Origin of the sequence: Streptomyces sp. NPDC001401 (genome assembly GCF_042895385.1) — a bacterium.
GTDB lineage: Bacteria > Actinomycetota > Actinomycetes > Streptomycetales > Streptomycetaceae > Streptomyces.
The window spans coordinates 63611-89530 of the sequence record NZ_JBIAWI010000011.1 but is presented as its reverse complement, the minus strand read 5'-3'; the positions used below and the strand labels follow the sequence as shown (position 1 = coordinate 89530).

At 71.4% G+C, this 25920-nt stretch carries 19 protein-coding genes and 2 pseudogenes; 11 read left to right on the top strand and 10 right to left on the bottom strand.

Annotated features, from left to right (window positions below; genetic code table 11):
- Positions 1-16 precede the first annotated feature (16 nt).
- The 4 genes from ACFY10_RS32215 to ACFY10_RS32200 all read right to left on the bottom strand — a co-directional run bounded on the left by ACFY10_RS32215 (position 17) and on the right by ACFY10_RS32200 (position 6258).
- Positions 17-2077: a discoidin domain-containing protein gene (locus tag ACFY10_RS32215; RefSeq protein WP_390668744.1), complete on the bottom strand. Its 2061-nt coding sequence runs from the start codon at positions 2075-2077 to the stop codon at positions 17-19.
- Positions 2078-2294: 217 nt separating this feature from the next.
- On the bottom strand, positions 2295-2804 hold the full coding sequence (locus tag ACFY10_RS32210) for a flavodoxin domain-containing protein (protein ID WP_390668743.1): 510 nt from the start codon (positions 2802-2804) through the stop codon (positions 2295-2297).
- 16 nt (positions 2805-2820) lie between these two features.
- Complete coding sequence (locus tag ACFY10_RS32205) at positions 2821-3552, bottom strand: CBS domain-containing protein (protein ID WP_390668742.1); 732 nt, start codon at positions 3550-3552, stop codon at positions 2821-2823.
- A gap of 12 nt (positions 3553-3564) precedes the next feature.
- Positions 3565-6258: a GNAT family N-acetyltransferase gene (locus tag ACFY10_RS32200; protein ID WP_390668741.1), complete on the bottom strand. Its 2694-nt coding sequence runs from the start codon at positions 6256-6258 to the stop codon at positions 3565-3567.
- A 342-nt stretch (positions 6259-6600) separates the two neighbouring features.
- Here ACFY10_RS32200 and ACFY10_RS32195 point away from each other — a divergent pair.
- From ACFY10_RS32195 to ACFY10_RS32180, 4 genes and pseudogenes are all read left to right on the top strand, one after another.
- Positions 6601-6875: pseudogene (locus ACFY10_RS32195) on the top strand (hypothetical protein); the annotation flags it as partial.
- A gap of 237 nt (positions 6876-7112) precedes the next feature.
- Entirely contained in the window at positions 7113-7904 is a 792-nt protein-coding gene (gene narJ, locus ACFY10_RS32190; RefSeq protein ID WP_390668740.1) for a nitrate reductase molybdenum cofactor assembly chaperone, read from the top strand.
- A pseudogene (narI, locus tag ACFY10_RS32185) lies at positions 7901-8679 on the top strand (respiratory nitrate reductase subunit gamma). The gene narJ and the pseudogene narI overlap by 4 nt, the downstream one beginning before the upstream one ends.
- Before the next feature lie 185 nt (positions 8680-8864).
- Positions 8865-9890: a 6-phosphofructokinase gene (locus tag ACFY10_RS32180; RefSeq protein WP_390668739.1), complete on the top strand. Its 1026-nt coding sequence runs from the start codon at positions 8865-8867 to the stop codon at positions 9888-9890.
- 129 nt (positions 9891-10019) lie between these two features.
- Here the strand turns inward: ACFY10_RS32180 and ACFY10_RS32175 are convergent, their stop codons facing one another.
- Positions 10020-10331: a hypothetical protein gene (locus ACFY10_RS32175; RefSeq protein WP_390668738.1), complete on the bottom strand. Its 312-nt coding sequence runs from the start codon at positions 10329-10331 to the stop codon at positions 10020-10022.
- Between the two features lie 309 nt (positions 10332-10640).
- Here ACFY10_RS32175 and ACFY10_RS32170 point away from each other — a divergent pair, with 309 nt between their 5' ends.
- The 6 genes from ACFY10_RS32170 to ACFY10_RS32145 all read left to right on the top strand — a co-directional run bounded on the left by ACFY10_RS32170 (position 10641) and on the right by ACFY10_RS32145 (position 19075).
- Positions 10641-11105 (top strand): hypothetical protein, encoded by a 465-nt coding sequence (locus tag ACFY10_RS32170; protein ID WP_390668737.1) that lies wholly within the window; start codon positions 10641-10643, stop codon positions 11103-11105.
- A 91-nt stretch (positions 11106-11196) separates the two neighbouring features.
- A complete protein-coding gene (locus ACFY10_RS32165; protein WP_390668736.1) occupies positions 11197-12816 on the top strand; it encodes a multicopper oxidase family protein in 1620 nt (539 codons plus the stop codon).
- A gap of 212 nt (positions 12817-13028) precedes the next feature.
- Positions 13029-14426 carry an amino acid permease gene (locus ACFY10_RS32160; protein WP_390668735.1) on the top strand — a complete coding sequence of 466 codons (1398 nt, stop codon included), beginning with the start codon at positions 13029-13031 and terminating at the stop codon, positions 14424-14426.
- Between the two features lie 156 nt (positions 14427-14582).
- The gene (locus ACFY10_RS32155) at positions 14583-15917 is read left to right on the top strand and encodes a phosphoribosyltransferase family protein (RefSeq protein WP_390668734.1); all 1335 of its coding nucleotides are present in this window, start codon (positions 14583-14585) and stop codon (positions 15915-15917) included.
- Positions 15918-16146: 229 nt separating this feature from the next.
- On the top strand, positions 16147-17541 hold the full coding sequence (locus tag ACFY10_RS32150; protein WP_390668733.1) for a hypothetical protein: 1395 nt from the start codon (positions 16147-16149) through the stop codon (positions 17539-17541).
- A gap of 346 nt (positions 17542-17887) precedes the next feature.
- Positions 17888-19075: a hypothetical protein gene (locus tag ACFY10_RS32145; protein WP_390668732.1), complete on the top strand. Its 1188-nt coding sequence runs from the start codon at positions 17888-17890 to the stop codon at positions 19073-19075.
- 177 nt (positions 19076-19252) lie between these two features.
- On the opposite strand, the gene ACFY10_RS32140 is transcribed toward ACFY10_RS32145, so the two are convergent.
- The 3 genes from ACFY10_RS32140 to ACFY10_RS32130 form a co-directional block, all read right to left on the bottom strand.
- Positions 19253-19852: a hypothetical protein gene (locus ACFY10_RS32140; protein ID WP_390668731.1), complete on the bottom strand. Its 600-nt coding sequence runs from the start codon at positions 19850-19852 to the stop codon at positions 19253-19255.
- Positions 19853-20072: 220 nt separating this feature from the next.
- Complete coding sequence (locus ACFY10_RS32135; protein ID WP_390668730.1) at positions 20073-20537, bottom strand: cyclic nucleotide-binding domain-containing protein; 465 nt, start codon at positions 20535-20537, stop codon at positions 20073-20075.
- 203 nt (positions 20538-20740) lie between these two features.
- Complete coding sequence (locus ACFY10_RS32130) at positions 20741-23125, bottom strand: phosphoketolase (RefSeq protein WP_390668729.1); 2385 nt, start codon at positions 23123-23125, stop codon at positions 20741-20743.
- Between the two features lie 50 nt (positions 23126-23175).
- Between ACFY10_RS32130 and ppk2 the strand changes: the two genes are divergently transcribed.
- The gene (gene ppk2 / locus ACFY10_RS32125) at positions 23176-23979 is read left to right on the top strand and encodes a polyphosphate kinase 2 (protein WP_390668728.1); all 804 of its coding nucleotides are present in this window, start codon (positions 23176-23178) and stop codon (positions 23977-23979) included.
- Between the two features lie 8 nt (positions 23980-23987).
- On the opposite strand, the gene ACFY10_RS32120 is transcribed toward ppk2, so the two are convergent.
- Both ACFY10_RS32120 and ACFY10_RS32115 read right to left on the bottom strand, forming a co-directional pair.
- Positions 23988-24875 carry a universal stress protein gene (locus ACFY10_RS32120; RefSeq protein ID WP_390668727.1) on the bottom strand — a complete coding sequence of 296 codons (888 nt, stop codon included), beginning with the start codon at positions 24873-24875 and terminating at the stop codon, positions 23988-23990.
- Complete coding sequence (locus ACFY10_RS32115) at positions 24872-25894, bottom strand: zinc-dependent alcohol dehydrogenase (RefSeq protein ID WP_390668726.1); 1023 nt, start codon at positions 25892-25894, stop codon at positions 24872-24874. The genes ACFY10_RS32120 and ACFY10_RS32115 overlap by 4 nt, the downstream gene beginning before the upstream one ends.
- Between the last annotated feature and the right edge of the window lie 26 nt (positions 25895-25920).

The following is a 25920-nucleotide window of genomic DNA, read 5'->3' as shown; positions in this document are numbered from 1 at the left end:
AGGTGGTGACGGGACCTCAGGCGCTGTGGACGCCCACTTCGTAGAGCGAGTATCCCCAGTCGGTGCCGCGGCCGAGGCCGTGGATGCGGACGTAGCGGGCCGGTGTGCCGGTGAAGCGGGCGGTGTCCAGGCCTCCGTCGCCGGACGTGGTGGACCAGACGGTGTGCCAGTCGCTGCCGTCGGTGGAGAGTTCGATGCGGTACGACTTGCCGTACGCACGCTCCCAGTTCAGCGTGACCCGGCTGACGAGGTGGGTTGCGCCCAGGTCGGCCTGCCACCACTGGTCGTCGCTCCAGTCGCTGGCCCAGCGGGTGCCGTCGTCACCGTCGACGGCCCGGCCCGGCTGGTAACTGGTGAACGGGTTCCACTCGGACGAACTGGCCGTGGCCGTCGCGCCCTTGGCGAGGTCCACCGATGCCTGGTGCTGCTCGGTCGCTCCCCATGTGTGGAGGTAGGACTCGGCGCCCCGCATGAGGTCGTTCACCACGTCCTGGCCGCCGACGAGCCGGATGTCCTCGATCCAGTCGGGGATCATGCCGACGTGGGCGGCGCCGTCGGTGTTGAAGTCGAACGTGCGCTCACCGGTGGTCTGCTTGTCGATGACCGAGCCGCCGTCGGCGCTCTTGAAGGGGTAGGTGACTTTGTTGGCGGCGTCGGCGCCGCGCGGGGCGGGGTGGTCGCCGATGCCGTTGAAGTCGGTGCCGTAGCCGTAGCCCACGTGGTACTTGTCGCGCAGCGCCTTGGTGCGCCCGGCCTCCGCGACGAACCCCTGCGAGCCGTGCATGTACTGGGCGACGAAGCCGCCGAGGGAGTAGACCCGCTCGGTCCAGTTCAGGTCCATCCAGCTGTGCGAGGAGATCACGCCGGGGTAGGACTCGGACTCCAGGATGTCCAGCGCCTGGCCGACGGCCTTGACGCCCATGTGGTCGATCTCCAGCATCATCTTGCGTTTCATCATGCCGCGCACGGCGTATGCACCGAGGTCGGTGAGGCCGCGTTTGTTGCACTGGGCGTCCGAGTCGTACGAGGGGACGGCCACGCCCGCCGGCAGGTCCTCCTCCGCCGCGGACGAGGCGGTACCGATCGGGTTGTCGTGCTGCGGTCCGGTGCACTTCTCGGTCTGCCAGAAGGTGCCGGTGGAGAGGAACTGGCCGACGTTGATGGCGGTGCCGAGGGCGCCCGAGTCGAAGCGGACGCCGCACAGCGCGTTGTCGAACTTGTGGCACAGGAACATGGAGCGCACCCCGAGGGCGTAGAGCTCGTCCAACCCCTTGTCGATGTCTGCCTTGCTGCACTGCGGGATGTCCAGGACCTGCTTGCAGCCGAACGGCTCGGAGGTCTCCACGCCGAGGACGACGGCCAGCTTGCCCTGCTTGATCACCTCACGGGCCTGCGCGCTGTCGGTGACGATACGGAACCAGCCCTTTCCGGTTCCGCCGTACATCTTGTCGATATAGGCCTGGAGGTCGTACGTCAGCTTCGCCTGCAGCCGGATGGAGGTCATCTCGTCGCAGCTGCGGTCCTTGAAGGGGTAGACCGAGCAGATCATGCCGTTGGTGACGAGGTCGTTGACGAGCACCCGCTGTCCGCCGCGCCAGGCCCGCTCCACCCAGGCGTAGTAGTTGGCCTGATGGGTCATCGAGTCGTACGCGGGCCAGTCCTTGAAGGTCGGCCAGCCGACCGGGTCGTGCCTGCCGTCGCCGCCGTGGGTGATGTAGTCGAAGATCGCGAGGGTGCCGTCGGGGTAGTGCTCGGGACAGTCCTTGAGCGCGTCGGCGACCCCGGCCTCGGAGAACACCTTGCCGCAGATCAGCCGGCCCCCGAAGGCCTCGTTGGAGAACAGGTGGTTGTGCGCGTCGACGAACCCGCGCACGTCGCCGGCGGAGTCGGTGCCGGTGAACGGCTCGCCGGTGACGTTGATCTGGGCGTCCGGGGCCGGGCGCGAGGTCGGGATCCACCAGTCGCTGCCGGCCGCCGAACTCGGCGTGGGGCCCAGAACCAGGGCCAGGAGTAGGAGAAACAGCGACACCACGGTGACGTTCTTGCGGCTGCGGTACGAGCGTCGAGTCGGCGTCACGGCCCACGTCCCTCGGTCGGCGGGATGGCGCGGTCGGCCAACCCCATGAGGTTGTCATGACCAGCGCAAGACATGGGACGAGGATCGGTGCGGGCACCTTCCGAGTCAAGAGTCCGGGACGCTTGACCTGATGGCGCGCGGCGGCTCCCGCCGGCCGCGCGCCACGAGGCTGTGGCCTCTCAGCTGCCCGCACCGCGTTCGGTGCTGCTCGCGTTGTTCAGTTCTTCGCCCGTTCCGCCACCAGTTCGCCGGCTACACGCGCCGCCCATGCCTCGATCTCGGGGAAGTTGCGGAAGTCCCCGCCCTTTCCGTTGCGCACGATCATCTTGGCGATACGGCCCTTGGCGCCCTCCTGCAGGCAGCCTCCGAAGGTGACGTGTCCCCTGGCGTCGAGCCGGGTCATCGCGCGGCGCACACCCGGCACGGGCGGGATGTCCCGCTCCGACGCCGAGGCGTCCAGCGGGCCGCTGCTGAAGAACCACAGGGGGCGTTCGGCCAGTGCGCGGCGGTGCCGGCGCACGAACCGGCGGGCGTCCTTGTGCCAGCGTCCGGCGTACAGTCCGCCGCCGACCACGACGGCGTCGTACCCCGTCAGGTCCACGACGGCCCCGGCCGGAAGCGCCGCGGCCGTGAGTCCTTCCTTGCGCAGGACCTCGGCCACGGCCTCGGCGATCTGCGCGGTCGATCCGTTCGTCGTCCCGTAGGCGACCAGCACATTGCCGGTCATGACGGTCCGCCTCCTCTCACAGCCTGCGCAGCCAGTCGTCGGCCACGCCGTGCAGGGCCTGCTCCTGGGGCTGGATCTTGGCGTCGTCCAGCCGGTAGCTGAGCTTGTCCACGACGGCGACGACTCCGTCGATCTGACGGGTCATGGACACGGCGATCTCCGTCTCGCTCTTGCGTTCCATGTGTCCGGAGAGCGTGACCACGCCTTCGGTCACGGAGACGTCGATGGTGCGCGGCGCCAGCCACAGCGCGTGCACCAGGACCTCCTCGATGACTTCGGTGCGGATGTCCGCGTCGGGCCGCAGGAAGACCCCCAGCAGGTCGCGGCGGGTGACAATGCCGACGAGCCGGTTCGCCTCGTCGAGGACGGGCAGTCGCTCCACGCGGTGCTGGGCCATGGTCCGGGCGGCCTCGACGATGGTGTTGTCGGCGTGCACGGTGACGGGCGGCTCGGTCATCAATTGGCCGGCGGTGCGCGCCCTGGCCTTCGCCGCCTGCCTCCTGGCGCTCGGCGCCAGATCGGCCAGCCGGAAGCGCTGCTTGGGCGCATAGGGATCGGGCGCTTCCGCCTGGCGGATCATCAAGTCGGTCTCGGAGATGACTCCGATGACCTTGTCGTCCTCGTCGACCACCGGCAGTCCGCTGATGCGGTGCTCGCCGAGCAGCCGTGCCACCTCCTTGAACGGGGTGCCGTACTCGGCGCGGACGACCTCCGTGGTCATCACGGAGCCGACCTTGTCGTGCTTCATAACGTTTCCTCCTCAGCGGAGTCGGCGCAGATACGGGTCGTGGGGCCTGCGCGGCAGCAGGCGCACCCGCGCATCGAGCACGGTCACTCCGCCCGGTGTCGCGAGTACGGGGTTGAAGTCGGCCTCGGCGAGCTGCGGCAGGTCGCTCGCCATCCGCGACAGGTGCAGCAGCAGCTGTTCGAGGCCTTCGAGGTCGACGGGCCGCGCACCGTTCGCACCGAACAGCAGCGGCGCACAGCGCGGGGCCGTGATCAGGTCGTGCACGTCGTGGTCGGTGAGCGGGGCCAGGCGGGCGGCGTGGTCGGCGAGGACCTCGGTCGCGGTGCCGCCGAGGCCGAACAGCACGAGCGGGCCGAAGACCTCGTCCTGGACGACGCCCGCGAACAGTTCGGTGCCGCGGTCGGCGAGCGGCTGCAGCACCACGCCGGTCAGCAGGCCGGCGAAGCGGGTCTCCAAGTCCCGGAAGGCGGCGCGCACTTGGGAGTCGCCGCGCAGGTCGAGATGGACGGCGTGTTCCGCGGTCTTGTGCAGCAGGCCCGGCCAGTGGCCCTTCATGACCACCCGGCCGTCGGCGCCGCGCAGCCGGTCGGCGGCGAGGACGGCGTCGTCCTCGGTCTCGGCCCAGGCCCACGGCGACTGGGGGATGCCGTAGCAGTCCAGGAGTGCGGCGCACTCCCGGGGACCGAGCCAGCCGCCGTCCGGATGGGCGTCGAGGTAGGTCTCCACGACGGAGCGGGCACGTGCCGTGTCGACGCCGTCGAGGTCGGGGACGGTCCCGGCGGGGCGGGCGAGCCACTCCGCGCGGTGCACGGCGTGGGCCAGCGCCCGTGCCGCCGCCTGGGGTTCGGCGTACGACGGGACGGTGCCGCCGTCGGTTGCGGGCAGCAGCTCCACGGGCAGCGCCTGTTCGAGCCGTACGGCCACGACCGGCTTCGGGCGGGGTCCGGACACCCGGGTCACGGCCCGTACCAGGTCGTCGCCGGTGGCCGCGGCCACCGCCGTGGGCACCAGGGCGACCAGGACGGCGTCGGCATCGCCGTGCCGCATGAGGCGCTCGACGCACCTCGCGAGCTGGTCCTCCGTGACGGCCGCGGTGGCGTCGACGGGGTTGCCGGCGGCGGCGCCGTCGGGCAGCAGGGCGAGCAGGTCGTCGACCAGGTGCGGGGTGGGCGCGGGCAGGGTCAGTCCCGCCTCGGCGCAGGCGTCGGCGGAAAGGACTCCGGCGCCGCCTGCGTTGGTGACGATCGCGATCCGGGGTCCCGCGGGCAGCGGCTGGGAGTGCAGCAGGGCCGCTGCGTCGAGGAGCTCGCCGACCGAGCGGGTGGCGGTGATGCCGGCCTGGGTGAAGAGCGCGCCACGGGTCATGGTGCGGGTGGCGGCCGCGGCGGTGTGCGAGGCGGCGGCGCGCCGGCCCGCGTCGGTGCGGCCCGCGTCGACGGTCAGCACGGGCATACGGCGCGCGACGCGGCGGGCGGTGCGGGAGAAGGCCCGCGGGTTGCCGAACGACTCCAGGTGCAGCAGCGCCAGGCGGGTGCGGCCGTCGCTCTCCCACCACTGGAGCATGTCGTTGCCGCTGACGTCGTACTTGTCGCCGAGCGACGCGAAGGACGACACGCCGATGCCCAGCCGGGACAGCCCGTCCAGGAGCGCGATGCCCACCCCGCCGGACTGCACGGCGACGCCGGCCGTGCCGGGGCGCGGGTGGGTCGCGGCGAAGGTCGCGTCCAGGCTCAGGTCCGGGTCGGTGTTGGACAGGCCCAGGCAGTTGGGCCCGACCAGCCGCATGCCATGGGTGCGGCAGGCCGCCATGAGCGCCTGCGCCTGGTCGGCGTCGAGCCCTGCGGTGACCACGAGCAGAGCCCGTACGCCTGCCTTGCCGCACTCCTCGGCGGTGGCGGGGACCGCGGCGGCGGGCACGGCGACGACGGCGAGGTCGGGGGTCCTGGGCAGGGCGCCGACCGAGGAGTGGCAGGGCACGCCGAGGAGGGAGGTCGCGGCGGGGTTCACCGCGAACAGGCGGCGGGTGTAGCCGCCGGCCTTGAGGTGGTGCAGGATCGCCCGGCCCACGGAGCCCGGTTTGCGCCCGGCCCCTATGACGGCGATCGCCTGCGGCCGCAGCAGGGGGCCCAGGCTGAGTATGTCGGCGGCCCGGCCGCGCTCCTCGACGGCCGAGAGGTAGGCGTCGTCCTCGTCGAGCGCGATGGTGCAGCGCACCTCGGGGCCCTCGAAGCGCCGCCCGACGCGCAGGCCGAGGTCGGCGAAGAGCCGGAGCACCTCGCGGTTCTCGCTGAGCGCGTCGGCGGTGAACGAGGTGATGCCCTCCGCGCGTGCGGCGGAGACGAGGTGTTCGACGAGGAGGGTGCCGACGCCGCGATGGTGCAGTCCGTCGGCGACCGCGATGGAGATCTCGGCCTCGCCGCCGGCGCCGCCGGAGTCGTACTCGGCGAGGCCGATGACCTGGCCCGTCCGCTCGGCCAGCAGCGCGCGGTATCCGGGGTGGGGTGATGCACAGGCGCGGTCGGCGGCCATCTCTGCGGAACGCCGACTGGCGCCGAAGAACCTCAGCCGCAGGTTCGCCGGGGACATCTCCTCGTACAGGCCCTGCAGTTGTTCGTGGTCGGCTGCCGCCACGGGACGGATGCACACCATGGTGCCGTCCGCGAGCAGGGCGTGGACCGGGGGCGCGCTGGTCGTGTGGTCCGTCATCGCGGTCTCCTCCAGGTTTTCTCTCCACCTCGAGCGTCCAGCGGAACGGGGCGGGATCACATGGGCTGACCGGCGTCGATACGAGGGCCGGTCGGCCCTCGGTGCCGGGCGCCGAGGGCCACCCGCCGGCCGGAGACGGGTCACCACCTGGGACCACAGCGAGGGCGACGCCCAGCACCCGCACCGGCCCGACACGGTCCGCCGCCTCCGCCCGCCTCGCCCGGACCAGGCCCACCGGGACCATCGGCCCCCGCTCCGGAGCAGAACTGAGCCGAAAGACCACTTGGCAGGGGCCGTCGGCCCTGGGCCGAGCAAGGCATGCGCCGCCTAGCGTCCGGTCCCATGGAGAACGACGAGACCGCGTGCCCTGCCCCTGGTCGTGCTGAAGGGGGCTGGCCGCCGGCCGCCCGACGGTTGCTGACCCGTCGTGAGGTGTCGGCGGACGGGCGTGCCGTGTTCGGCGTGAACGACGGCGAGTGGGAGGGCTTCTACCTGCACCGGTGGGCCCACGACAAGGTAGTGCGCTCCACGCACGGCTGAACTGCACCGGTTCCTGCTCGTGGATGGTGTACGTCAAGGACGGCATCATCAGCGCACCCTGGGCGAGGACGGCGACGAGGCGGCACTGAAGGGCCGTCGGCCTGACCGCCCGTGAGGCCGAGGACCTGCACCTGTTGCTGGCCGTCGCCAAGTACGCCGACCGGCTATGTCGTCCCGGCCGCCCACAAGGAGGACGCGGCCGCGCTGAGCGCGATGGAGAACCGCTGCCCGGTGGAGTCCGCCGGGGAGCCGTCCGGACGCCGGGTCATGCTCGGCCTGCCCACCCTGCGCCGTTCGTCCCCGGAAGGACGCTCATGAGCCCCCTGCCCGCCACCGTCCCGGCCATCGCCCGCGCCCGCATCCGCGCGGCCGTCCGGCGCCGCTCGGGGATGACCCCCGAGGAGGCGGACCGCCGGGCCCTGCTGCTGCGCCTGCTGTCGCTGCTCCTGCAGTACCCGGACTCCGAACTCACTGGCGCACGGCCCGCGTTGACGTCCGCCGTGGCCGCGCTGCCGGAGTCTCCGGCCGCCACCGAACTGACCACGTTCACCGCCTGGTTCGCCGGCCAGGAACTCGACGCACTGGCCCGCCACTACGTCGAGATGTTCGACCTGCGCCGCAGGAGCAGCCTCTACCTCACGTACTACCTGCACGGCGACACCCGCCGCCGGGGCATGGCGCTGCTCACCCTCGCCCGGCGCTACCGGGCCGCCGGATGGGACACCGACGGCGGCGAACTTCCCGACCACCTGCCGGTCGTCCTGGAGTTCGCTGCGCTCGCCGGCCCCGGCACGGGCGAGGCGCCGCTGCGACTGCACCGGCGCGGGCTGGAACTGATCCACCTGGCCCTGACCGATGCGGACTCTCCGTACCAGCACGTGCTGAGCGCGCTGCGCACCCTGCTGCCGCCGCCGACGGAGGCGGATCTCGCGGCCGTGGCCGAGCTCGCCGCCCAGGGACCGCCCGACGAACAGGTGGGGCTCGAGGCCTACGGCGCCTACGGAGACGGGGAGTTCGCCCCGCCGGAGACGTTCGTGCCGCCGTTGCCCGCGGCGCCGACCCGTGCGCCGTCCCCCTCCACCGGACCCACCGAGGACCGTCGATGAACGCCGCGCTCCCCTCCCTGGCCGCCGTCTCCACGAGCGGCGCCGACCTGCTGCTGTGGGTCGCCTTCCCGTACATCTGCCTCGCCGTGTTCGTGGTCGGGCATGTGTGGCGCTACCGGCAGGACCAGTTCGGCTGGACCTCCCGCACCAGTCAGCTCCTCGAGCACCGCTGGCTGCGCTGGGGCAGCCCGCTGTTCCACCTGGGCGCCTTCATGGTGATCGCCGGGCATGTGGTGGGGCTCGCCGTGCCCGCGTCCTGGACCGAGGCGGCCGGCATCGGCGAGCACGCGTACCACACCACGGCCGTCCGGCTGGGCTCCGTGGCGGGCCTGGCCATGTCACGGGGCTCGGCATGCTGTGCGCGCGGCGGCTGCTGACCCGCCGGATCCGGCTCGGCACCGACCGCAGCGACAAGCTCCTCTTCCCGCTGCTGTCCGCCACGGTCCTGCTGGGCATCTGCGCCACCGCCGCGCACAACGTCTTCGGCGGCGGCTACGACTACCGGGAGACCGTCTCCGTCTGGTTCCGCGGCATCTTCACCCTCCAGCCCCGGCCCGCGGCGATCGCGGACGCGCCGCTGCTCTTCCAGTTGCACGCCCTCACCGCCTGCCTCCTCTTCGCCGCCTGGCCGTTCACCCGCCTCGTCCACGTGTGGAGCGTCCCGGTGGGCTACCTCGCCCGCCCGTACCTGGTCTACCGACGGCGCGCATCCAGCCCGGCATCAGCCGTGGCCCGCACCTCGGCCTCCGAGCCGCCTGCCCGCCGCGCCGCGTGACCATGACCGGTCGGCTCCTGCCGGAGTCGGGTCGAGTGGGGCCGCGCTGCATGGGGCGCAAGGTCGCCCGGCGGAGGACCGTCGCTCATGATGGAAAGGGAGCCCGCCGGCGGTCGGAGTTCACGTCAGGTGTCCTCACCGTCCCCTCACGGCCGGGTGAGGTGACTGGCTGAAGGGAGGAAACCATGAAGGTGGGAGTGCTGACCGGTGGCGGTGACTGTCCCGGTCTCAATGCCGTGATCCGCAGCGTCGTCCGCAAGGGCATCCAGGAGTACGGTTTCGACTTCGTCGGTCTGCGGGACGGCTGGCTCGGTGCGCTCCGGGGCCACTTCGTGCCGCTGGGCATCCCCGAGGTGCGGGGGATCCTTCCGCGCGGCGGAACCATTCTCGGCTCCTCCCGCACCAACCCGTTCAAGCACGAGGACGGGGTGCGGCGTATCCAGGACACGCTGGCCGCACACGATGTGGACGCGCTGGTCGTGATCGGCGGCGAGGACACGCTCGGCGTGGCCACCGAGCTGAGCCGTCAGGGGATCAACCTGGTCGGCGTGCCGAAGACCATCGACAACGACGTGTCCGGTACCGACTACACCTTCGGCTTCGACACGGCCGTCGGGATCGCGACGGAGGCGATCGACCGTCTGCACACCACTGCCGAGTCGCACATGCGCACCCTGGTGGTGGAGGTGATGGGGCGGCACTCGGGGTGGATCGCGCTGCAGGCCGGTGTCGCGGGCGGCGCCAACGTGATTCTCATCCCGGAGCGGCCGTTCGACATCGACCAGGTCTGTGCGTGGGTGAAGAGCCGATTCAGGATCAACTACGCGCCGATCGTGGTGGCGGCCGAGGGGGCCGTCCCCAAAGAGGGGCAGATGGTCCTCAAGGACCGGACGCTGGACGAGTTCGGCCATGTGCGGCTGTCGGGCATCGGCGAGTGGCTGGCCCAGGAGATCGAGGGGCGCACCGGCACCGATGCCCGCACCACGGTCCTCGGTCACATCCAGCGCGGCGGCACCCCCAGCGCCTTCGACCGCTGGCTGGCCACGCGCTTCGGGCTGCATGCCGTCGACGCGGTCAACGACGGTGACTTCGGCAAGATGGTGGCCCTGCGCGGCACCGAGATCGTCCGCATACCTCTCGCCGACGCCACCGCGCACACCAAGCTGGTGGATCCGTCGCTGTACGACGAGTTCCAGGTGTTCTTCGGCTGAACGTCTGCGGAGTCAGTCGATGTGCGGGACGACTGCCACCGGGCAGCGGCAGCGGGAAAGGCCCATGCCTGTACGGCCCGCAGATGCGCCCCGCGCGCCTCGGCGGCTGCGAACGCGTACTCCGCCACCTCACCGGCCCGGCGGTGTGCGTCGAAGCCCACCACCACCTGGGCAGCACCACCCGCCACCTGTGTCCCGTCCCCGAAGCCCCTTGCCGGCTGTGTGGGAGTCAGCACGACGGGGCAGGCGGCTGCCGCAGCCGCCCGAAGGGGCCACCAAGCCGACCGCGAGTCCGTCGAAGTCGCCGGAGCCTCGCGCACCGACCACCAGCAGACCGGCGCTGCGCGCAGCGGCGAGGAGGCCCACGTCCGGGGCGTCGGCCGTTTGCTCGCCCCGCACCTGGAGGTTCGGATAGCGGGCGGCGAGGTCAGGGGGACTCATCGCGTCCTTCTGGGCCCGCGGTGCACCTCAGCGGGCGGATCCTGCACCCCCTTCGGCCACTCCTCCACTGTTCCACGGCGACCCGCGCGGGTCCCGGCGAGAGCCGTCCGGCCCCGCTCGCCCCGGGTGCTGCGAATGTGCAGTCCCTCTTCGACCACGGCCATCCAGCCGGCCAGGGAGAACGTCTCGATCCTGCCGCTCCCCCGGGCGGAGGGGTCTCTCACCGCCCTGCCATCCCAACCCTCCCAGTACCCCCATGGGGTATATTGCACGCGACAGGCCGTTTCAGCTCGAGCACAGACGGAAGCCATGGCGACAGCCGATCACCGGGAGGGTGCTGCTCACGGCGCCGCACTCCGGTGGGTGCGCGGTGCCGTCATCGCGCTGCTGGCGGCGCTCGCCGTTCTCGTCCACCACGAAACAGCCGCGGCCCTCACCACCCATGTGCCTGCCGCGAGGGCCGCGGAGGCCGGCAGCGTCGCGGGCATGCACCACTCGGCCGTACCGGCCATGCCCCGTCCCCCGAGCGGGGACACCGTGCGGCCCGGCGTCGCAGCCCCGACCGCTTCCGAGGGCAACGGGGCATGCTCCGTCACGGTCGCGCAGCACTGCTCCGCCGCCGGCGTCGACACCGTGAAGCTCGCGCCGCCCCACCAGCCCTCCCTTGGCTGTGCTCCGGCCCTCCGCCCCGGCTCAGCCATCGGCCGGGACGTCCTGGGAACGACGGGCCGCTCCCCACCCGACCTTTCCGTCCTCTCTCGATTCCTGCTGTAGGCCGCAGCCCACGGCCGGGCGCGTTCACGCGTGTGCCCAGCCGTGCCCGCACACGACCTACAGAAGCGATATCGAGACAAGGACACCCCCTGTGAACAGCATGAACCGCCGCTCCGTCCTGCTGGCCGGGCTCGGCGTCGCAGGCGCGGGCGCGCTCGCCGCCTGCAGCAGCTCCGGCAGCACGCCCGCCCTGGTCAGTCCGTCCGGGGCGGCCGTCGCGGCCGCCGACAAGAAGCGCACCCACAGCGGCAGGACACACGAACTCACCCTGACCGCGGCCCGGGCCACGGTCGAACTGGGCGCCGGCATCACAGCCCGCACCTGGGCCTTCAGCGGACGGACCCCCGGCCAGGAGCTGCGCGTCACGGCCGGTGACACGCTGGCCGCCACGCTGTCCAACCAGCTGCCGAACCGTGCCACCACCTCCGTCCACTGGCACGGCATCGCCCTGCGCAACGACATGGACGGCGTACCGCCGGCCACCCAGACCGCCGTCCGGGCGGGACGCAACTTCACCTACCGGTTCACCGCGGACACGCCCGGCACCTACTTCTTCCATCCGCACATCGGAGTCCAGCTCGACCGGGGCCTGTACGCGCCGTTGATCGTGGAGGACCCGAAGGAGCCGCTGTCGTACGACGAGGAGTGGGTGATCGTCCTGGACGACTGGCTCGACGGCGTCACCGGCACCCCGGACGAGGCCTTCGCCGAGCTGAGGCAGGGCATGGGCGGAATGAACATGGGCTCCGGATCCGGCTCGTCCTCCGACGGCACGGGGGGCATGTCCGGGATGGACATGAGCGGCGGCAACATGGCCGGCTCCGGCGCTTCGCCGTCGGCGTCCCCCTCGTCCTCCTCCGGCGGCATGTCGATGAAGTTCATGCTCACGGGCTCCGAAAGCGGGTTGCTGGGCGGCGACGCCGGAGACGTCAAGTACCCGTACCACTTGGTCAACGGCCGTGTCCCGGCCGACCCTGAGGTCTTCCGTGCCAAGCCCGGCCGACGGGTACGGCTACGCCTGATCAACGCCGGCAGCGATACGGCGTACCGCGTCGCCCTCGGCGGCCACCGGCTGACCATCACCCACACCGACGGCTTCCCGGTCCGGCACCAGCAGGTCGACGCCGTGCTGATCGGCATGGGCGAGCGCTACGACGCCCTCGTCACCCTGGACGACGGCGTCTTCCCCCTCGTCGCACTGGCGGAGGGCAAGAACGCCACCGGCATGGCGCTGGTCCGTACAGGAGCGGGCCTCACGCCCGGGCCGGCCGTCCGCCCGCGGGAACTGGACGGAATGATCATGACAGCGTCGCAGCTGCGCGCGGCGGACGACGTCCGGCTGACGTCCAAGAAGGCGGACCGCGTCCACCGCATCGAGCTGACCGGCGGAATGATGACGTACAACTGGGCCATCAACGGGAAGCGGTTCGACATGAACCACCCGACCGCGAACCCGATCAGGGTCGAGCAGGGGCAGCGGGTCCGGCTGGACTTCGTCAACGCCACCACCATGTGGCACCCCATGCATCTGCACGGCCACACCTACCAGATCGGCAGCGGCGGCCCGCGCAAGGACACCGCGATCGTCCTGCCGAAGAAGACACTGTCGGTGTTCTTCGACGCGGACAACCCGGGGCAGTGGATGCTGCACTGCCACAACGCCTACCACGGCGAGGCCGGGATGATGGCCCTGGTGGGCTATCAGGACTGACCGGGAGCGCTGAGGCCGAACACCGCGGCCCCGCCGGTGTCTCCTGCGGGGCCGTGTCCGGGCAGCGTGGCTTCGAAAGCCGGCAGCAGCGCTCCACGACCTTGACGCTTCCTTGACGGCACGCTGTCGGCTTCTTGACGTAGCGTTGATGGCGGTGAGCCGGGAAGCCTGGTCGGCGAGTGTCCTTCGTCGTCTTCAGCAAAGGTTTTCGCGTGCCAGCCATCGGTCGGTCCTCCGTCATCACGGCAGCCCCTTCCCGCCTGAGCGGACGCGCACCGCGCCGTTCCGTCCTCTTCTTCGCCTTCGCCTTCGCGGTGATCGCCGACCCGGTGTCCTCCGTCGCGTATGCGATCGAGGCTGCGCTGCGGGCACTGCACGGGGATATGGCGTTGTTGCTGCCGACCATGGGTCTGGTGATCGGGCTGGTCGTCGTGGTCACGGCCAACTACTGGCAGCTGGTGCGCCGTTTCCCGAAAGGCGGGGGTGCGGCGGCCGCGGCGGCGCGGGCGTTCGGGCCGCGCTGGACGTTCCTGCCGATCGGTGCCCTGGTGGTCGACTTCGTCCTGACCATCGGCATCTCCATCGCCGCCGCGGCCAGCGCGGTGATCGCCCTGTTCCCGGCGCTGGCTCCGGTCCGTATCCCGCTGGCGCTGGTCCTGCTGCTCGTGGTGGCGGGGCTGACCTGGTTCGGGCATGGCGGACGGCTGCTGTTCGCCGTCATGACGGTGGCGTTCGTGGTCGTCTCCGTGGCCGTCCTGGTGCTCGGCTTCGCCGCTCCGCACAGCGTGGGTCACGCGGCGTCGACGGCGGATCCGGGCCGCTCGGCGATGCTCGCGGTCGTGCTGGCCTTCCCGGTGGCGATGGCGCTGGCCACCGGCATCGAGGCACCGTCGACCGCCATCGCCCAGCTGGGTCAGCTCGACGACACGCACCGCCGCCGCTTCGGCCGCGGCACGCTCGCGCTGCTCGTGGTGATCGTCGGCGGGCTGACCCTGGCCCTGACCGCGCTCGCCGTCCGCCTGCACATCGGCATCCCCGGCAGCGACTCCACCCAGATCGCCGACATCGCGCACGCCGCCGCGGGTCCGGGCTGGCTCTACAGCGCCTTCCAGCTGACCAGTGCGCTGCTGCTGCTCGCTGCCGCCAGCTCCTCCTTCCAGGCCGGACCCGGCCTGCTCAAGGCCCTGTCCGGCACAGCCGACCGGCCCGGTGTGCTGGCGCCGGTGCTCGGGCGGACCAACCGGCATCACACCCCGTACTGGTCAGTGGTCGTGTACCTGGCCGCGGCGGCGCTTGTCATCGTCGCGGCAGCCGGCCAGGAACAGGAGCTGGTTCTCTTCTACGCGGTTGCCGTCTTCGTCAGCTTCCTGGTGGGCCTGCTCGCCATGACCCGCTTCGCCCGGCAGGAGCACAAACCCGCACTGGCCTGGGTCAACGGTGTCGCCGCTGCGGCAGTGGCGTTCACCCTGCTGGTGAACCTGCTGCGCGGCTGGCCGGTGTTGTCCATGGTGGCCACGCTCCTCATCGCCGGCGGCCTGTACGTCCGGTGGAACCGCGCCGGCCGGCCCACCGGCATCGAGGACGTCGAAGCCCGAGCGGAGACGGACTGATGGGTGGCGGGAGTCCTCACGCCGTCCGGCCGTGCCAGGGTCCCCGGTCCGGGTGCGAGCTCCGTGGTCCGTCTCGCTGATCCGGGAGACGATGGGAGGGGAAAGGACAGGCGGTCTCACCACCGCATCGGCGGGGTGCGCATGAGGAGGTGGCCCATGCGTTTCGAGGACCGTACGGATGCGGGGCGCAGGCTGGCCCGGCGGCTGGAGTACCTGCACGGCCAGGACGTCGTGGTGCTGGGGCTGCCGCGGGGCGGGGTGCCCGTGGCCTTCGAAGTGGCGCGGGAACTCGACGCTCCGCTGGACGTCCTGGTGGTGCGCAAGCTGGGCGTGCCCTGGCAGCCCGAGCTGGCGTTCGGTGCCGTCGGGGAGAACGGGGTGCGCGTGCTCAACGACGACGTGATCGAGGAGGCCCGGCTGGGCCCGGCCGATCAGCGGACGGTGGAGCAGGCCGAGCGGGGCGAGCTGGAACGGCGGGTGGCCCGCTACCGGCGCAACCGCGCACCCGTCCCCGTGGCCGGGCGGACGGTCGTAGTGGTGGACGACGGGCTGGCCACCGGCGCCACCGCCGCGGTCGCGTGCCGGGTCGTCCGTGGTCAGGGCGCGGCCCGGATCGTGCTCGCCGTGCCGGTCGGGCCGGGGCGGACCCTGCTCCGTCTGCAGGAGGTGGCCGACCGGGTGGTCTGTCTGCAGTCGCCGCGTCTCTTCGGCTCGGTCGGCGCCTGGTACCACGACTTCGCGCAGGTCGGCGACGCCGAGGTGACCGACCTCCTGGCCCGGGCTGCTCGCCCCGCGCCGCCCTCTCCGCCCGCGTCCTCCGCCTCTCCCCCGCAGGCGAACCGGGAGGTCGAGGTGCCCGCGGGGCGCGTTCGGCTGTCCGCGCGGTTCGTGCTGCCCGACGGGGCACCGGCCGTCGTGGCGTTCGCGCACGGCAGCGGCAGCAGCCGCCACAGCCCCCGCAACCGGTACGTCGCCGACGTCCTGAACCGCGCCGGACTGGGCACACTCCTGCTGGACCTGCTCGGTGAGGACGAGGAAGGCGACCGGCGCAACGTCTTCGACATCGTCCTGCTCGCCGGGCGGCTGCGTGCCGCCGCTGTCTGGCTGCGTCGCGAAACCGGCCTGCCCGTGTCCTACTTCGGGGCCAGCACCGGTGCGGCCGCCGCCCTGGAAGCAGCCGCCGAGGACTTCGACATCCGCGCGGTCGTCTCCCGCGGCGGCCGCCCCGACCTGGCCACGCCCGCCGCGCTGGCGCGGGTGCGGGCCCCCACTCTGCTCGTCGTGGGCTCGCAGGACACACGGGTCCTGAGCCTGAACCGGCTGGCCGCCGACCGGATGCACAGCGACCACCGGATCGCCGTCGTCCCCGGCGCCACCCACCTCTTCGAGGAGCCCGGCACCCTGTCCACGGCCGCGGAGCTGGCCCGCGACTGGTTCACCACCCATCTCGCGCTGCCACCCGCCGGCGCACCGCCGCGCCGGTCTGCGTGAGCAGGACGAAGGGCGCTGTTCCGGGTCGTCCGATCGCTTCAGACCTGCCCAGTGGGCGGGGCGTGTGCCGTCATCGGTGGTGCGCCTCGCGCCGGGCATCGCTCGCAGTAGGACACCTGGCCATGGCTGATGCGGCGGAGCGTGATCGCCGACGTTGACCTTGTACGGGCAGCATGCCCACAATCTGCGGGCCCGCGACGGGTGTTGAGGAAAAGGGGGGAAGGCCATCATGAGTGGGGATCGAGGTCATCGCGAGACCGTTGCCGCGATCGCGCGAAATCCTGCGGCGCCGGGCGAGGTCTTGATCAGGCTGCTGCGCGAGGAAGCCAAAGCAGCCTGGGACATGATCGCCTGGCGCGCTCTGCCGGACGAGGTTGTAAGTGCCATAGTCACGCATCCCGACCACAGGCTGCGGACGGCGTTCGCTGCGAACCCCGGAGTGACGGCGGAACAACGCGCTCGGCTCGTGGACGATCCGGATCCACGTGTCCGCCGCGCTCTGGCCGACGGACCCGACTGGTTCCGCATCCCCGTGGAGCCTCTGCCGCTGTCCATCCAGCATCGCCTGCTCGCCGATCCGGAACCTCAGGTCCGTCGGAGCGCGGCCCTCTGCCGCCATACAGCCCCAAACCTGATCGCCGGGCTCGCCGGCCACCCGGACGCGGACCTTCGCCGTGCAGCCTGCAACCAGTGGACCCTGCTGGCCGAGGACGCGCGAAGCCGTCTGCTCCGCGACGCCGATGACGAGGTGCGTCGGGCAGCCATGATGCAGGCCTGCCGTGATGAAGCGGGCTGTACGAACCTTCTTCTCGGCGCAGGCCTCGACCGCTTCGCCAGGCAGGAGGTGATCAGGTACGGCGCCATGAGCGCGGCGACCGCCGAACAACTCGCGGCAAGCACGGACGAGGAGGACCGGCGAGAGCTGGCGGCCAACCTCAAGGCTCCCATCGACATCGTCAGGACATTGGCGAACGACGACGCACACAGTGTCCGGCTGGCGGTGTCGGTAAGACCCGAACTGACGGAGACCGAACGCACCGCCGTCGACATCACCATCCAGCCGTCCGACCGGCTCCATCCCGTCGAATGGGTTCGCCTCTGCGCCGATCCCGACGTTTTGCGCCAGTGCGCCAAGTCGTCCAACACCCTCCTTCGGCGCAGCGCCGCCTACAGCCGACACTTGCCTGCCGACGCTGTGGATCTGCTGTCCAAGGACGACGACTACCCCGTACGACTCCTGCTCTGTGAGAACCAGCCGACTGTCGACGGCGAGGTGGTGCTGCAGACGTATCTGGACTGCAAGGTCATCACCAAGGGAGGCCTCCTGGGCCACCCGAACTTCCCGCGCGTGGGCAACGGACAACGCTTCGCCGACGACCTGGACCCGAACAAGCGGTGGCTTGTGGGACTCGACTCCGAAGCGCCCATCGACGCAGTGGTCCGGTTGCTCGCCGACGCCGACAAGCGTGTTCGTACCATGGCAGCCGCGCACCCCGCACTGCCGGTGGACCTCATCCTCCAAAGCTGCCGAAATCCGGAAACCGCCGCCTATGCCCTCAGCAATCCGAGCCTGCCCACGGAGACCATGCACGAGTACCTGGACGATGCAGGTGTCCCTCGCTGACGCGGACGGACCAGAAACGTGGAGCAGGCACCTCTGGCCTTTTGGTTCCTGTGGTTGCGGGCCCGAGTCGCGGGTCGGCAGCGCTGAGCGGTGCTGAGCTCAGGGCGGCAGGAGCCGGACCGAGGAAGTCAGGGTGGCGGTCTCCAGGATCCCAAGTGCTCGCGTCGGGAGTCCTGCAATCGATGCCGGCATCGGGGCGGGACGCATGGCGTCCGGTGGTGCGATCACAAGGCGGAGGAGGCACCGGGCGTGCAACTGTTCAAGACCGCCAGGAGTCTAGGGATCGCAGGGGTGTCCTCCTGGAAAACACTGTCCGTTTGCCCCCGTTCCAACAGAGGTTCTCTCCATGCCGATGTCCCCGCCCAACCGTCGCGCCTCCCGTGCCGCTGTTGCCGCCCTCGGCGCTGCCGGCCTGATCGCGCTGGCCGCGGCTCCCGCCGCCTTCGCCGGTGAGACCGCACCCGAATTGGTCATTGGAGGCATCGAGCCGATCGACGGGGTGAAACCGGGGAGCACCTTCGATCTGCCGGTCACCGTGGCGAACAAGGGCACCGGAGCCGCCGAGAAAGTGTGGGTCACCTACGCCGTCACCCGGGGACTCGATTTCGGGGAGGTTCCCTCCAACTGCCGAACCCAGTACGTCCGGCCCTACGACGAGATGCCCGAGAGGTGGACCGCGGTGTGCGAGTTCGACGAGGCGGTGGAGCCGGGCGTCGTCTACACGCCCGAGAGGCCTCTCCGTGTCAAGGCACTGGACCGCGCGCTCAACGACGAGCTGCGCCTTCGGGTCGGGGAGGACGATCCGGGGGCGGACGACAACGGCACTCCGCCGGTGGCGGGAACCGCACCGGCGGTGAAACTGGTCGAAAGCCAGGCCCGGGGCGAGGGGGCCGCGCGAGTCGTCGATGTGCCCATCACCACCGTCAACACGGCCGACTTCCAGGTGACAGGTGCCGCGTTGAAGGGGAGCGTCGGTGAAACGCTGCCGATGAAGGTGGAGTTCACCAACGCCGGGCCTGCCTGGGTCATGGCCAAGCTGGGGGAGCCGACCGTAAGGGTCATGGTCACGCCGCCCGCCGGAACGTCGGCCGTCAAGACCCCCGGGTACTGCAAGGCCAAGGGCGAGGCGTACGACTGCGGCACGAGTCAGCGGGCTCTCAACGAGGGCGGCCGACTGACCTACACCTTCGAGCTGAAGATCGACAAGCGGGTGGCGGACGCCAAGGGCTCGGTGGCGCTGAGCACCGAAGCGCGGCCGTTCGACCCCGACAAGGCCAACGACAAGGCCGACATCACGCTGGACGTCACGGGTGGGGGGCCGACCGGCTCGACGGGCGGCTCGCCCAGCGGCTCGGGCGGATCAGCCGGCGGGTCGTCGTCGACCGGCGACGACGGGACGACGACGGATGGCGGCAACCTGGCAGAGACCGGCTCCTCGGCGCTGCCGATGACGGGCGCGGCTGTCGCGGCGGTGGTCACGGGTGCCGGGACGCTCCTCATCGTGCGTCGCCGCCGGGCCCGGAGCCTGAGCTGACGACCGTTCGACGCGAGCAGTGGTACCGCCCCGAGCCTCTGGTCCGGGACCTCCGCGCTGCCTTGATCGGTGGCGCCGCAGGCGGTTCCTGCTTCCGAGCCGACTTGTTGAAAGGTGTGCACGAACCCCGTTGTCGGCGACGGACTGGAGTCTGTGAACGCGGCTTGATGCCCCAGGTCATCCGCTCATCTTCTTCCGCCACTGGGGGCCGACGCGCTCCCACTCGGCCTCCCAGGCGCGTATCCGCCGCCGGTCCAGCCGGTGCCGTGTCAACCGTCCGCAGCCCAGGACCATGCCGCCGGCACCCGCCGCGACCAGCACACCCGTGAGTGCCGACTGCATACCCGCCTCAGCCCCGGTGGGAGGCCGGGTCGCCAACTCACCCCGGCTGTCGATCCACACCGTGACCGAGGTGCCCGCGGTGCTGCCCGGGTCGACCCGCGTCAGGCCCGTGTGTGTGGATCCGTCGGCGGCCGTCCAGCGCACCTTTCCCCAGACCGTGTCGCCGCCGCCACCGTCCGTCGACACGGTCGTGGTCCGGTCTGCGTTCTCGGTGAGCTCGGCCGACGCGGCGTGCACGGCCGCGCGTCGTGCGGCGAGGCTGTCCTGCAGGGCCGCATCCGCCGCCAGGCCCGCGAGCAGGCCGCCCACCAGGGCGACGATCCATGTGGCCAGGACGATCCAGGCCTCCACGGCGTCGCTGTGGCGCCGCAGGGGATTGTGCCGCCACCGCCACAACCGCACCTTCTTCACCCGCGTGGGGCGCGTCCGCACCATGGCTCGACACCCCCTTGCCTCTCGACTCGAAGATCTCGTGTGCGCCGGCGCAACTGCACAGGCGCCGGCATCACGACCGCGTCGCGCGCCTGCAGCCGGGCCGGCTCGGGCGAATCGGGGACGGTCAGCTGTTGCGGCAGGTCGGCCTCGGACACCGCACCCACGACCCAGTGTGCGCTCTCCACGGCGGGGAGGGGACTCAGAGCCTGTGACCAGGCTTTCATCCCCGTGCTCCGCTGCCGTAGGGCGCGTACAGGTCGAGCAGCCGGGTGCGAGCCGCGTTCAGCCTGCGGACCACGGCTTCGCCGACCCACAGCGCGATCGACCGCCCCATCTCGGGATCGGCCTCGCACATCCTCCGGACGGCCTCGGCGTCGAACTCGTAGGCGCGCACCGGGCCCACCGTCCGCGCGCCGAAGCGCCACACGTGGGGCTGGTAGAGCCAGGACCAGCCGATTAGTTCACCTGCCCCCAGGGTGTCGATGACGGCCGCACGGCGTCCGGGCACCCGCATGTCGAGGGCGACGGTGCCCGATTCGACGATGAAGAAGTGGTCCGCCCGTCCGCCCTCGTTGAACAGTCGGGTCTCCGGCGGGTAGCGCACGTCGTGCGCCATGCTCATGAGCCTGCCCCGGTATTCGGCGGGCAGTTTCCTGGTCGGGCGGGTGGTCGTCGCGGTGGTCATGGCTGCGCCTCCTTGCACCGGGCCGACGCGGCGGACGTCTCGAGGGATGTCGCCTGTCTTCAGGTTCGGTCACGGCGGCCGGGAACACATGGGCCGATCGGTCCCCGTCAAGGGGTCCACCGGGGCAGGTACGACAGCCCGCCGGTGGACTCCTCGTGCACTCGGCCGCCGTCCGAGCCGCCGCTTCGTCGACCGGCTCGAGCTCAGCCGTTCCAGGTCCAGTCCGCGACCTCCGGCAGGTCGGTGCCGTGCACGCGGATCCAGTCGTGGTGGCGCTGGCGTGCGTCCTCCATGCGCTGGCGTACGGCCGCCGCGCGCACCGCCAGCCCGGGCACCCGGTCGATGACGTCCATGACCAGCCGGTAGCGGTCCAGGTCGTTGCGGACGACCATGTCGAACGGTGTGGTCGTGGTGCCGGACTCCTTGTAGCCGCGCACGTGCAGGTTCTTGTGGCCGGTGCGCCGGTAGGCGAGCCGGTGGATCAGCCACGGGTAGCCGTGGTAGGCGAAGATCACCGGCTTGTCCTGGGTGAACAGGCCGTCGTACTCGAAGTCGCTCATGCCGTGCGGGTGTTCCTCGCGCGGCATCAGCCGGGTCATGTCGACGACGTTGACCACACGGACCGCGAGTTCGGGCAGGTGGCGGCGGAGCAGCTGGGCGGCGGCCAGCACTTCCTGGGTGGGTACGTCTCCGGCGCAGGCGAGGACGACGTCCGGTTCGCCGCCGTTCTCCGTGCCCGCCCATTCCCAGATGCCGGCGCCGCGCGCGCAGTGGGCGCGGGCCTGGTCCATCGAGAGCCAGTCGAAGCAGGGCTGCTTGCCGGCCACGATCACGTTCACGTAGTCGCGGCTGTGCAGCGCGTGGTCCGCGACGGACAGCAGGGTGTTGGCGTCCGGCGGCAGGTACACCCGTACGACCTCGGGGCTCTTGTTGAGGACGTGGTCGACGAAGCCGGGGTCCTGGTGGGAGAAGCCGTTGTGGTCCTGGCGCCAGACGTGCGAGGTGAGCAGATAGTTGAGGGACGCGATCGGGGCGCGCCACGGCAACTGCCTTGATGTCCTGAGCCACTTGATGTGCTGGTTGACCATCGAGTCGACGATGTGCACGAAGGCCTCGTAGCAGGAGAACAGCCCGTGCCTGCCGGTGAGCAGATAGCCCTCCAGCCAGCCCTGGCAGGTGTGTTCGGAGAGGATCTCCATCACGCGTCCGTGCCGGTCGAGGTGTTCGTCGACCGGGAGGTGCTGGGCCTGCCAGGCCTTTCCGCTGGCGTCGAAGACGGCCTGCAGCCGGTTGGAGGCGGTCTCGTCGGGGCCCACGACCCGGAAGTCGCGGCGGGCGGAGGTGTCCTCCATGACCTGTTCGAGGAGGTCGCCGAGGATCCGGGTGGGCTCGTGGAGGGTGGTGCCCGGCTTGTCGACGGGCACGGCGAACCGGTCGAGGGGCGGGAGCGGAAGATCGCGCAGGAGCAGGCCGCCGTTGGCGTGCGGGGTGGCGCCCAGGCGCCGGGTTCCCTCGGGGACGCAGTCGAGGGTGTCGGCGACCGGCCGGCCGTCGGCGTCGAACAGCTCCTCGGGGCGGTACGAGCGCAGCCACGCCTCCAGCTGCCGCAGGTGCTCCGGGTTCTCGCGCACCTCGGACAGGGGGACCTGGTGGGCGCGCCAGGTCCCCTCGACCGGCACCCCGTCGACCTCGGCGGGGCCGGTCCAGCCCTTGGGGGTGCGCAGCACGATGACGGGCCAGTGCGAGCGCTCCGCCACGCCGTCCTCGCGGGCCGACTGCTGCAGCAGGGCGATGCGGTCCAGGGCGGAGTCCATTGCGTGGGCCATCGCGCGGTGGACGGCGGCCGGGTCGTCGCCGCTGACATGGATCGGCGAGTGGCCGTAGCCGCGCAGCAGCTCGTCGAGCTCGTGCTCGGGCAGCCGCGCGAGCACCGTCGGGTTGGCGATCTTGTAGCCGTTGAGGTGGAGGATCGGCAGCACGGCGCCGTCGTGGACCGGGTCGAGGAACTTGTTGGAGTGCCAGGAGGCGGCCAGCGGTCCGGTCTCCGCCTCGCCGTCGCCGATCACGCACGCGACCAGGAGGTTCGGATTGTCCAGGGCCGCCCCGTAGGCGTGCGACAGCGAGTAGCCCAGTTCGCCGCCCTCGTGGATCGAGCCGGGAGTCTCCGGCGCCACATGGCTCGGTACGCCGCCGGGGAAGGAGAACTGGCGGAACAGGCGCTCCATGCCGGCCCCGTCCCGGCCGACGTCCGGATACGTCTGGCTGTAGGTGCCCTCCAGCCAGGAGTTGGCCAGCACGGACGGTCCGCCGTGGCCGGGCCCCCACACGCACAGTGCGTCCAGGCCGCGGGCCTTGATGACGCGGTTGAGGTGGGTGTACACGAGGTTCAGACCGGGCGAGGTGCCCCAGTGGCCCAGCAGCCGCGGCTTGATGTGCTCCGGCTGGAGGGGTTCGCGCAGCAGCGGGTTGGCCATGAGGTAGATCTGTCCGGCGGCCAGGTAGTTGGCGGCCCGCCAGTGCGCGTCAAGGGTGCGCAGTTCGTCGTCGGTCAGTACGGTGCTGCTGTTCTGGTGTTCGACCTTGGGCATCAGGGACTCCGGAAGTCATCGACGTGCGTCAACGGGGCGGTGGAGGCGGCATGGCCGGCAAGAACGCGGCGAGGCTGCCGCGCGGGATGTATGAGAAGGAACTCCTGCGTCTGCAGACGGAGTTGGTGAAGCTGCAGGAGTGGGTGCGTGCGGAGGGCGCCCGCCTTGTCGTCGTCTTCGAGGGGCGGGACGCGGCGGGCAAGGGCGGCACCATCAAGCGGGTGGCGGAGCATCTGAATCCGCGCGTGGCGCGGATCGCGGCGCTGCCCAAGCCGACCGAGCGTGAGCGCACCCAGTGGTACTTCCAGCGGTATGTGGAGCATCTGCCGGCCGCCGGGGAGATCGTGCTGTTCGACCGGTCCTGGTACAACCGGGCCGGGGTCGAGCACGTGATGGGCTTCTGCACCCCGGAGGAGTACCAGCTCTTCCTGCGGCAGTGCCCGATCTTCGAGCGCATGTTGGTGGAGGACAAGATCCTGCTGCGCAAGTACTGGTTCTCGGTGAGCGACACCGAGCAGCAGGAGCGTTTCCGGCGCCGGCTTGACGATCCGGTGCGGCGCTGGAAGCTGTCGCCGATGGACCTGGAGTCGATCACCCGCTGGGAGGCGTACTCCCGGGCCAAGGACGAGATGCTGGTGCACACCGACATCTCGGAGGCGCCGTGGTTCGTCGTGGAGAGCGACGACAAGCGCCGGGCACGACTGAACATGATCGCCCATCTGCTGGGTTCCCTGCCCTATCACGAGGTCTCGCCGCCCGTGCTGGAGCTCCCGGACCGGCCGCGGTCGACCGGCTATCTGCGCCCGCCGCGCGATCTGCAGACGTACGTCCCCGACCACGCGGCGAACCTGTAAGCCGGTCACTACGTCTGCACCCACCGCGGCACGACGGCGACCGGGCAGGCGGAGTGGTGCAGTACCGCGTGGGCGACGCGGCCGAGCTGGAGCCCGAGGTGCCCCTCGCGGCGCTTGGCCCCCACGACCAGCAGGTCGGCGTCGTGAGAGAGGTCCGTCAGCACCTTGCGGGCGTGGCCCTCGATGGTGCGGCGGTGCACGTCGGCGTCCGCCGGCAGGTCGTGCAGCGCCCCCTCCAGCGCCGCCACGGCCCGCTCCTCGTGCAGCCGGGCGGGTTCCCCGGCCATGAGCGGGTGGTCGGTGCTCTCGTGCGCGGGGCACCGCCAGGCCCGTACGGCCTCCAGGGGCACCCCGCGGCGGCGCGCCTCGGCGACGGCGAAGCGCACGGCCGGCGACTCGGCGCCGTCCTCCCCGACGCCCAGGAGTACACGCCCGTGGGTGCCCGGCACCGCCTGCTTGTCGTGGCTGCCGCGCAGCACGATCACCGGGCAGTCGGCGTGCGCGGCCACCGACAGGCTGACGGAACCGAGCAGCCGCTCGGCGAGGCCGCTGCGGCCACGGCTGCCCACCACCAGCGCGGAGGCCTGGCGCCCCTCGTGCACCAGGGCGTACTCGGGCTCCTCCGGCAGCACCACCGGTGTCGCCTTCAGGTCCGGATGGCGGGCGTGCGCCCGCCGGGCCGCGCTGTCGACGACGTCCTGGGCGAGCACCGCCTCGGACGGCTTGCCGAGGTCCGTGGCGAGTGCGGTGCCCTCGTAGCGCTCCCACAGCGAGGCGTACACCACCCGCAGCTCCACCCCGCGCAGCACGGCCTCGTCGGCCGCCCAGTCGACGGCGCGCAGGCTCGGCTCGGAGCCGTCGACGCCGACGACGACCGGAAGCTGCGGCGTGCTCATCGCCCGGCTCCCAGATCGAACACGATGCGGGCCTTGACCTGGCCGCGCAGCACCTCGTCGATCGAGTCGTTGACGGAGGCCAGCGGCCGGGTCTCGTACTCGACCTTCGTGCGGCCCGCCGCGTGCAGCTGGAAGACCTCGGCGAGGTCCTGCCGGGTGCCCACGATGGAACCGATCACCGAGGTGCCGTTCAGCACGGTGTCGAAGATCGGGACCTGGATGGTGCCGTGCGCAGGCAGGGCGACCATGACGAGCTTGCCGCCGCGCCGCAGGCCGGAGTTGACGGCCTCGAACGCGGCCGGGTTCACGGCCAGCGCGATCGCCGCGTGCGCTCCCCCGTGCGCCTTGAGCACCCCGCCGACGTCGTCCTTGCGGGCGTCGATCACCAGGTCGGCGCCGAGTTCGGCGGCCAGTTCGAGCTTCTCGTCGGTGACGTCGATCGCGGCCACCCGGGCGCCGGCGATCTTGGCGTACTGCACGGCCAGGTGCCCGAGCCCGCCGATGCCGGAGATCGCCACCAGCTGGGCGGGGCGGACACCGGCCACCTTCAGGGCCTTGTACGTGGTGACGCCGGCGCAGGTCAGCGGGGCCGCCTCGAAGGCGCTGACGCCGTCGGGCACCGGCTGGGCGAAGTCGGCCCAGGCCAGCATCTTCTCGGCGTAGCCGCCGTCGCAGCCGTAGCCGGTGTTGACCTGCTGCTCGCACAGCGTCTCCCAGCCGGACAGGCAGTGCTCGCACCGCCCGCACGCCCGGCCCAGCCACGGCACCGCGACGCGCTGCCCGACGGACAGGTGGGTGACGCCCTCGCCGAGCTCCTCGACGAGGCCGACGCCCTCGTGTCCGGGCACGAACGGCGGGTTCGGCCTGACCGGCCAGTCGCCGTGCGCGGCGTGGATGTCGGTGTGGCACAGCCCGGACGCCTCGACGCGGATCCTGACCTGGCCGGGGCCCGGCTCGGGGTCGGGCCGGTCCTCGATGACCAGGGGCGCGCCGAAGGCGTGTACGACGGCTGCCTTCATGGTTGTTCAGCTCCTATCAGGGGTGT

What these genes read in the sequence shown, in the direction of transcription:
- ACFY10_RS32210 (WP_390668743.1), bottom strand. Translation starts at nt 2,804, where the DNA reads ATGACCGGCAATGTGCTGGTCGCCTACGGGACGACGAACGGATCGACC.
- ACFY10_RS32205 (WP_390668742.1), bottom strand. Translation starts at nt 3,552, where the DNA reads ATGAAGCACGACAAGGTCGGCTCCGTGATGACCACGGAGGTCGTCCGC.
- ACFY10_RS32200 (WP_390668741.1), bottom strand. Translation starts at nt 6,258, where the DNA reads ATGACGGACCACACGACCAGCGCGCCCCCGGTCCACGCCCTGCTCGCG.
- narJ (WP_390668740.1), top strand. Translation starts at nt 7,113, where the DNA reads ATGAGCCCCCTGCCCGCCACCGTCCCGGCCATCGCCCGCGCCCGCATC.
- ACFY10_RS32180 (WP_390668739.1), top strand. Translation starts at nt 8,865, where the DNA reads ATGAAGGTGGGAGTGCTGACCGGTGGCGGTGACTGTCCCGGTCTCAAT.
- ACFY10_RS32175 (WP_390668738.1), bottom strand. Translation starts at nt 10,331, where the DNA reads ATGAGTCCCCCTGACCTCGCCGCCCGCTATCCGAACCTCCAGGTGCGG.
- ACFY10_RS32170 (WP_390668737.1), top strand. Translation starts at nt 10,641, where the DNA reads ATGGCGACAGCCGATCACCGGGAGGGTGCTGCTCACGGCGCCGCACTC.
- ACFY10_RS32155 (WP_390668734.1), top strand. Translation starts at nt 14,583, where the DNA reads ATGCGTTTCGAGGACCGTACGGATGCGGGGCGCAGGCTGGCCCGGCGG.
- ACFY10_RS32150 (WP_390668733.1), top strand. Translation starts at nt 16,147, where the DNA reads ATGAGTGGGGATCGAGGTCATCGCGAGACCGTTGCCGCGATCGCGCGA.
- ACFY10_RS32145 (WP_390668732.1), top strand. Translation starts at nt 17,888, where the DNA reads ATGCCGATGTCCCCGCCCAACCGTCGCGCCTCCCGTGCCGCTGTTGCC.
- ACFY10_RS32140 (WP_390668731.1), bottom strand. Translation starts at nt 19,852, where the DNA reads ATGGTGCGGACGCGCCCCACGCGGGTGAAGAAGGTGCGGTTGTGGCGG.
- ACFY10_RS32135 (WP_390668730.1), bottom strand. Translation starts at nt 20,537, where the DNA reads ATGACCACCGCGACGACCACCCGCCCGACCAGGAAACTGCCCGCCGAA.
- ACFY10_RS32130 (WP_390668729.1), bottom strand. Translation starts at nt 23,125, where the DNA reads ATGCCCAAGGTCGAACACCAGAACAGCAGCACCGTACTGACCGACGAC.
- ppk2 (WP_390668728.1), top strand. Translation starts at nt 23,176, where the DNA reads ATGGCCGGCAAGAACGCGGCGAGGCTGCCGCGCGGGATGTATGAGAAG.
- ACFY10_RS32120 (WP_390668727.1), bottom strand. Translation starts at nt 24,875, where the DNA reads ATGAGCACGCCGCAGCTTCCGGTCGTCGTCGGCGTCGACGGCTCCGAG.
- ACFY10_RS32115 (WP_390668726.1), bottom strand. Translation starts at nt 25,894, where the DNA reads ATGAAGGCAGCCGTCGTACACGCCTTCGGCGCGCCCCTGGTCATCGAG.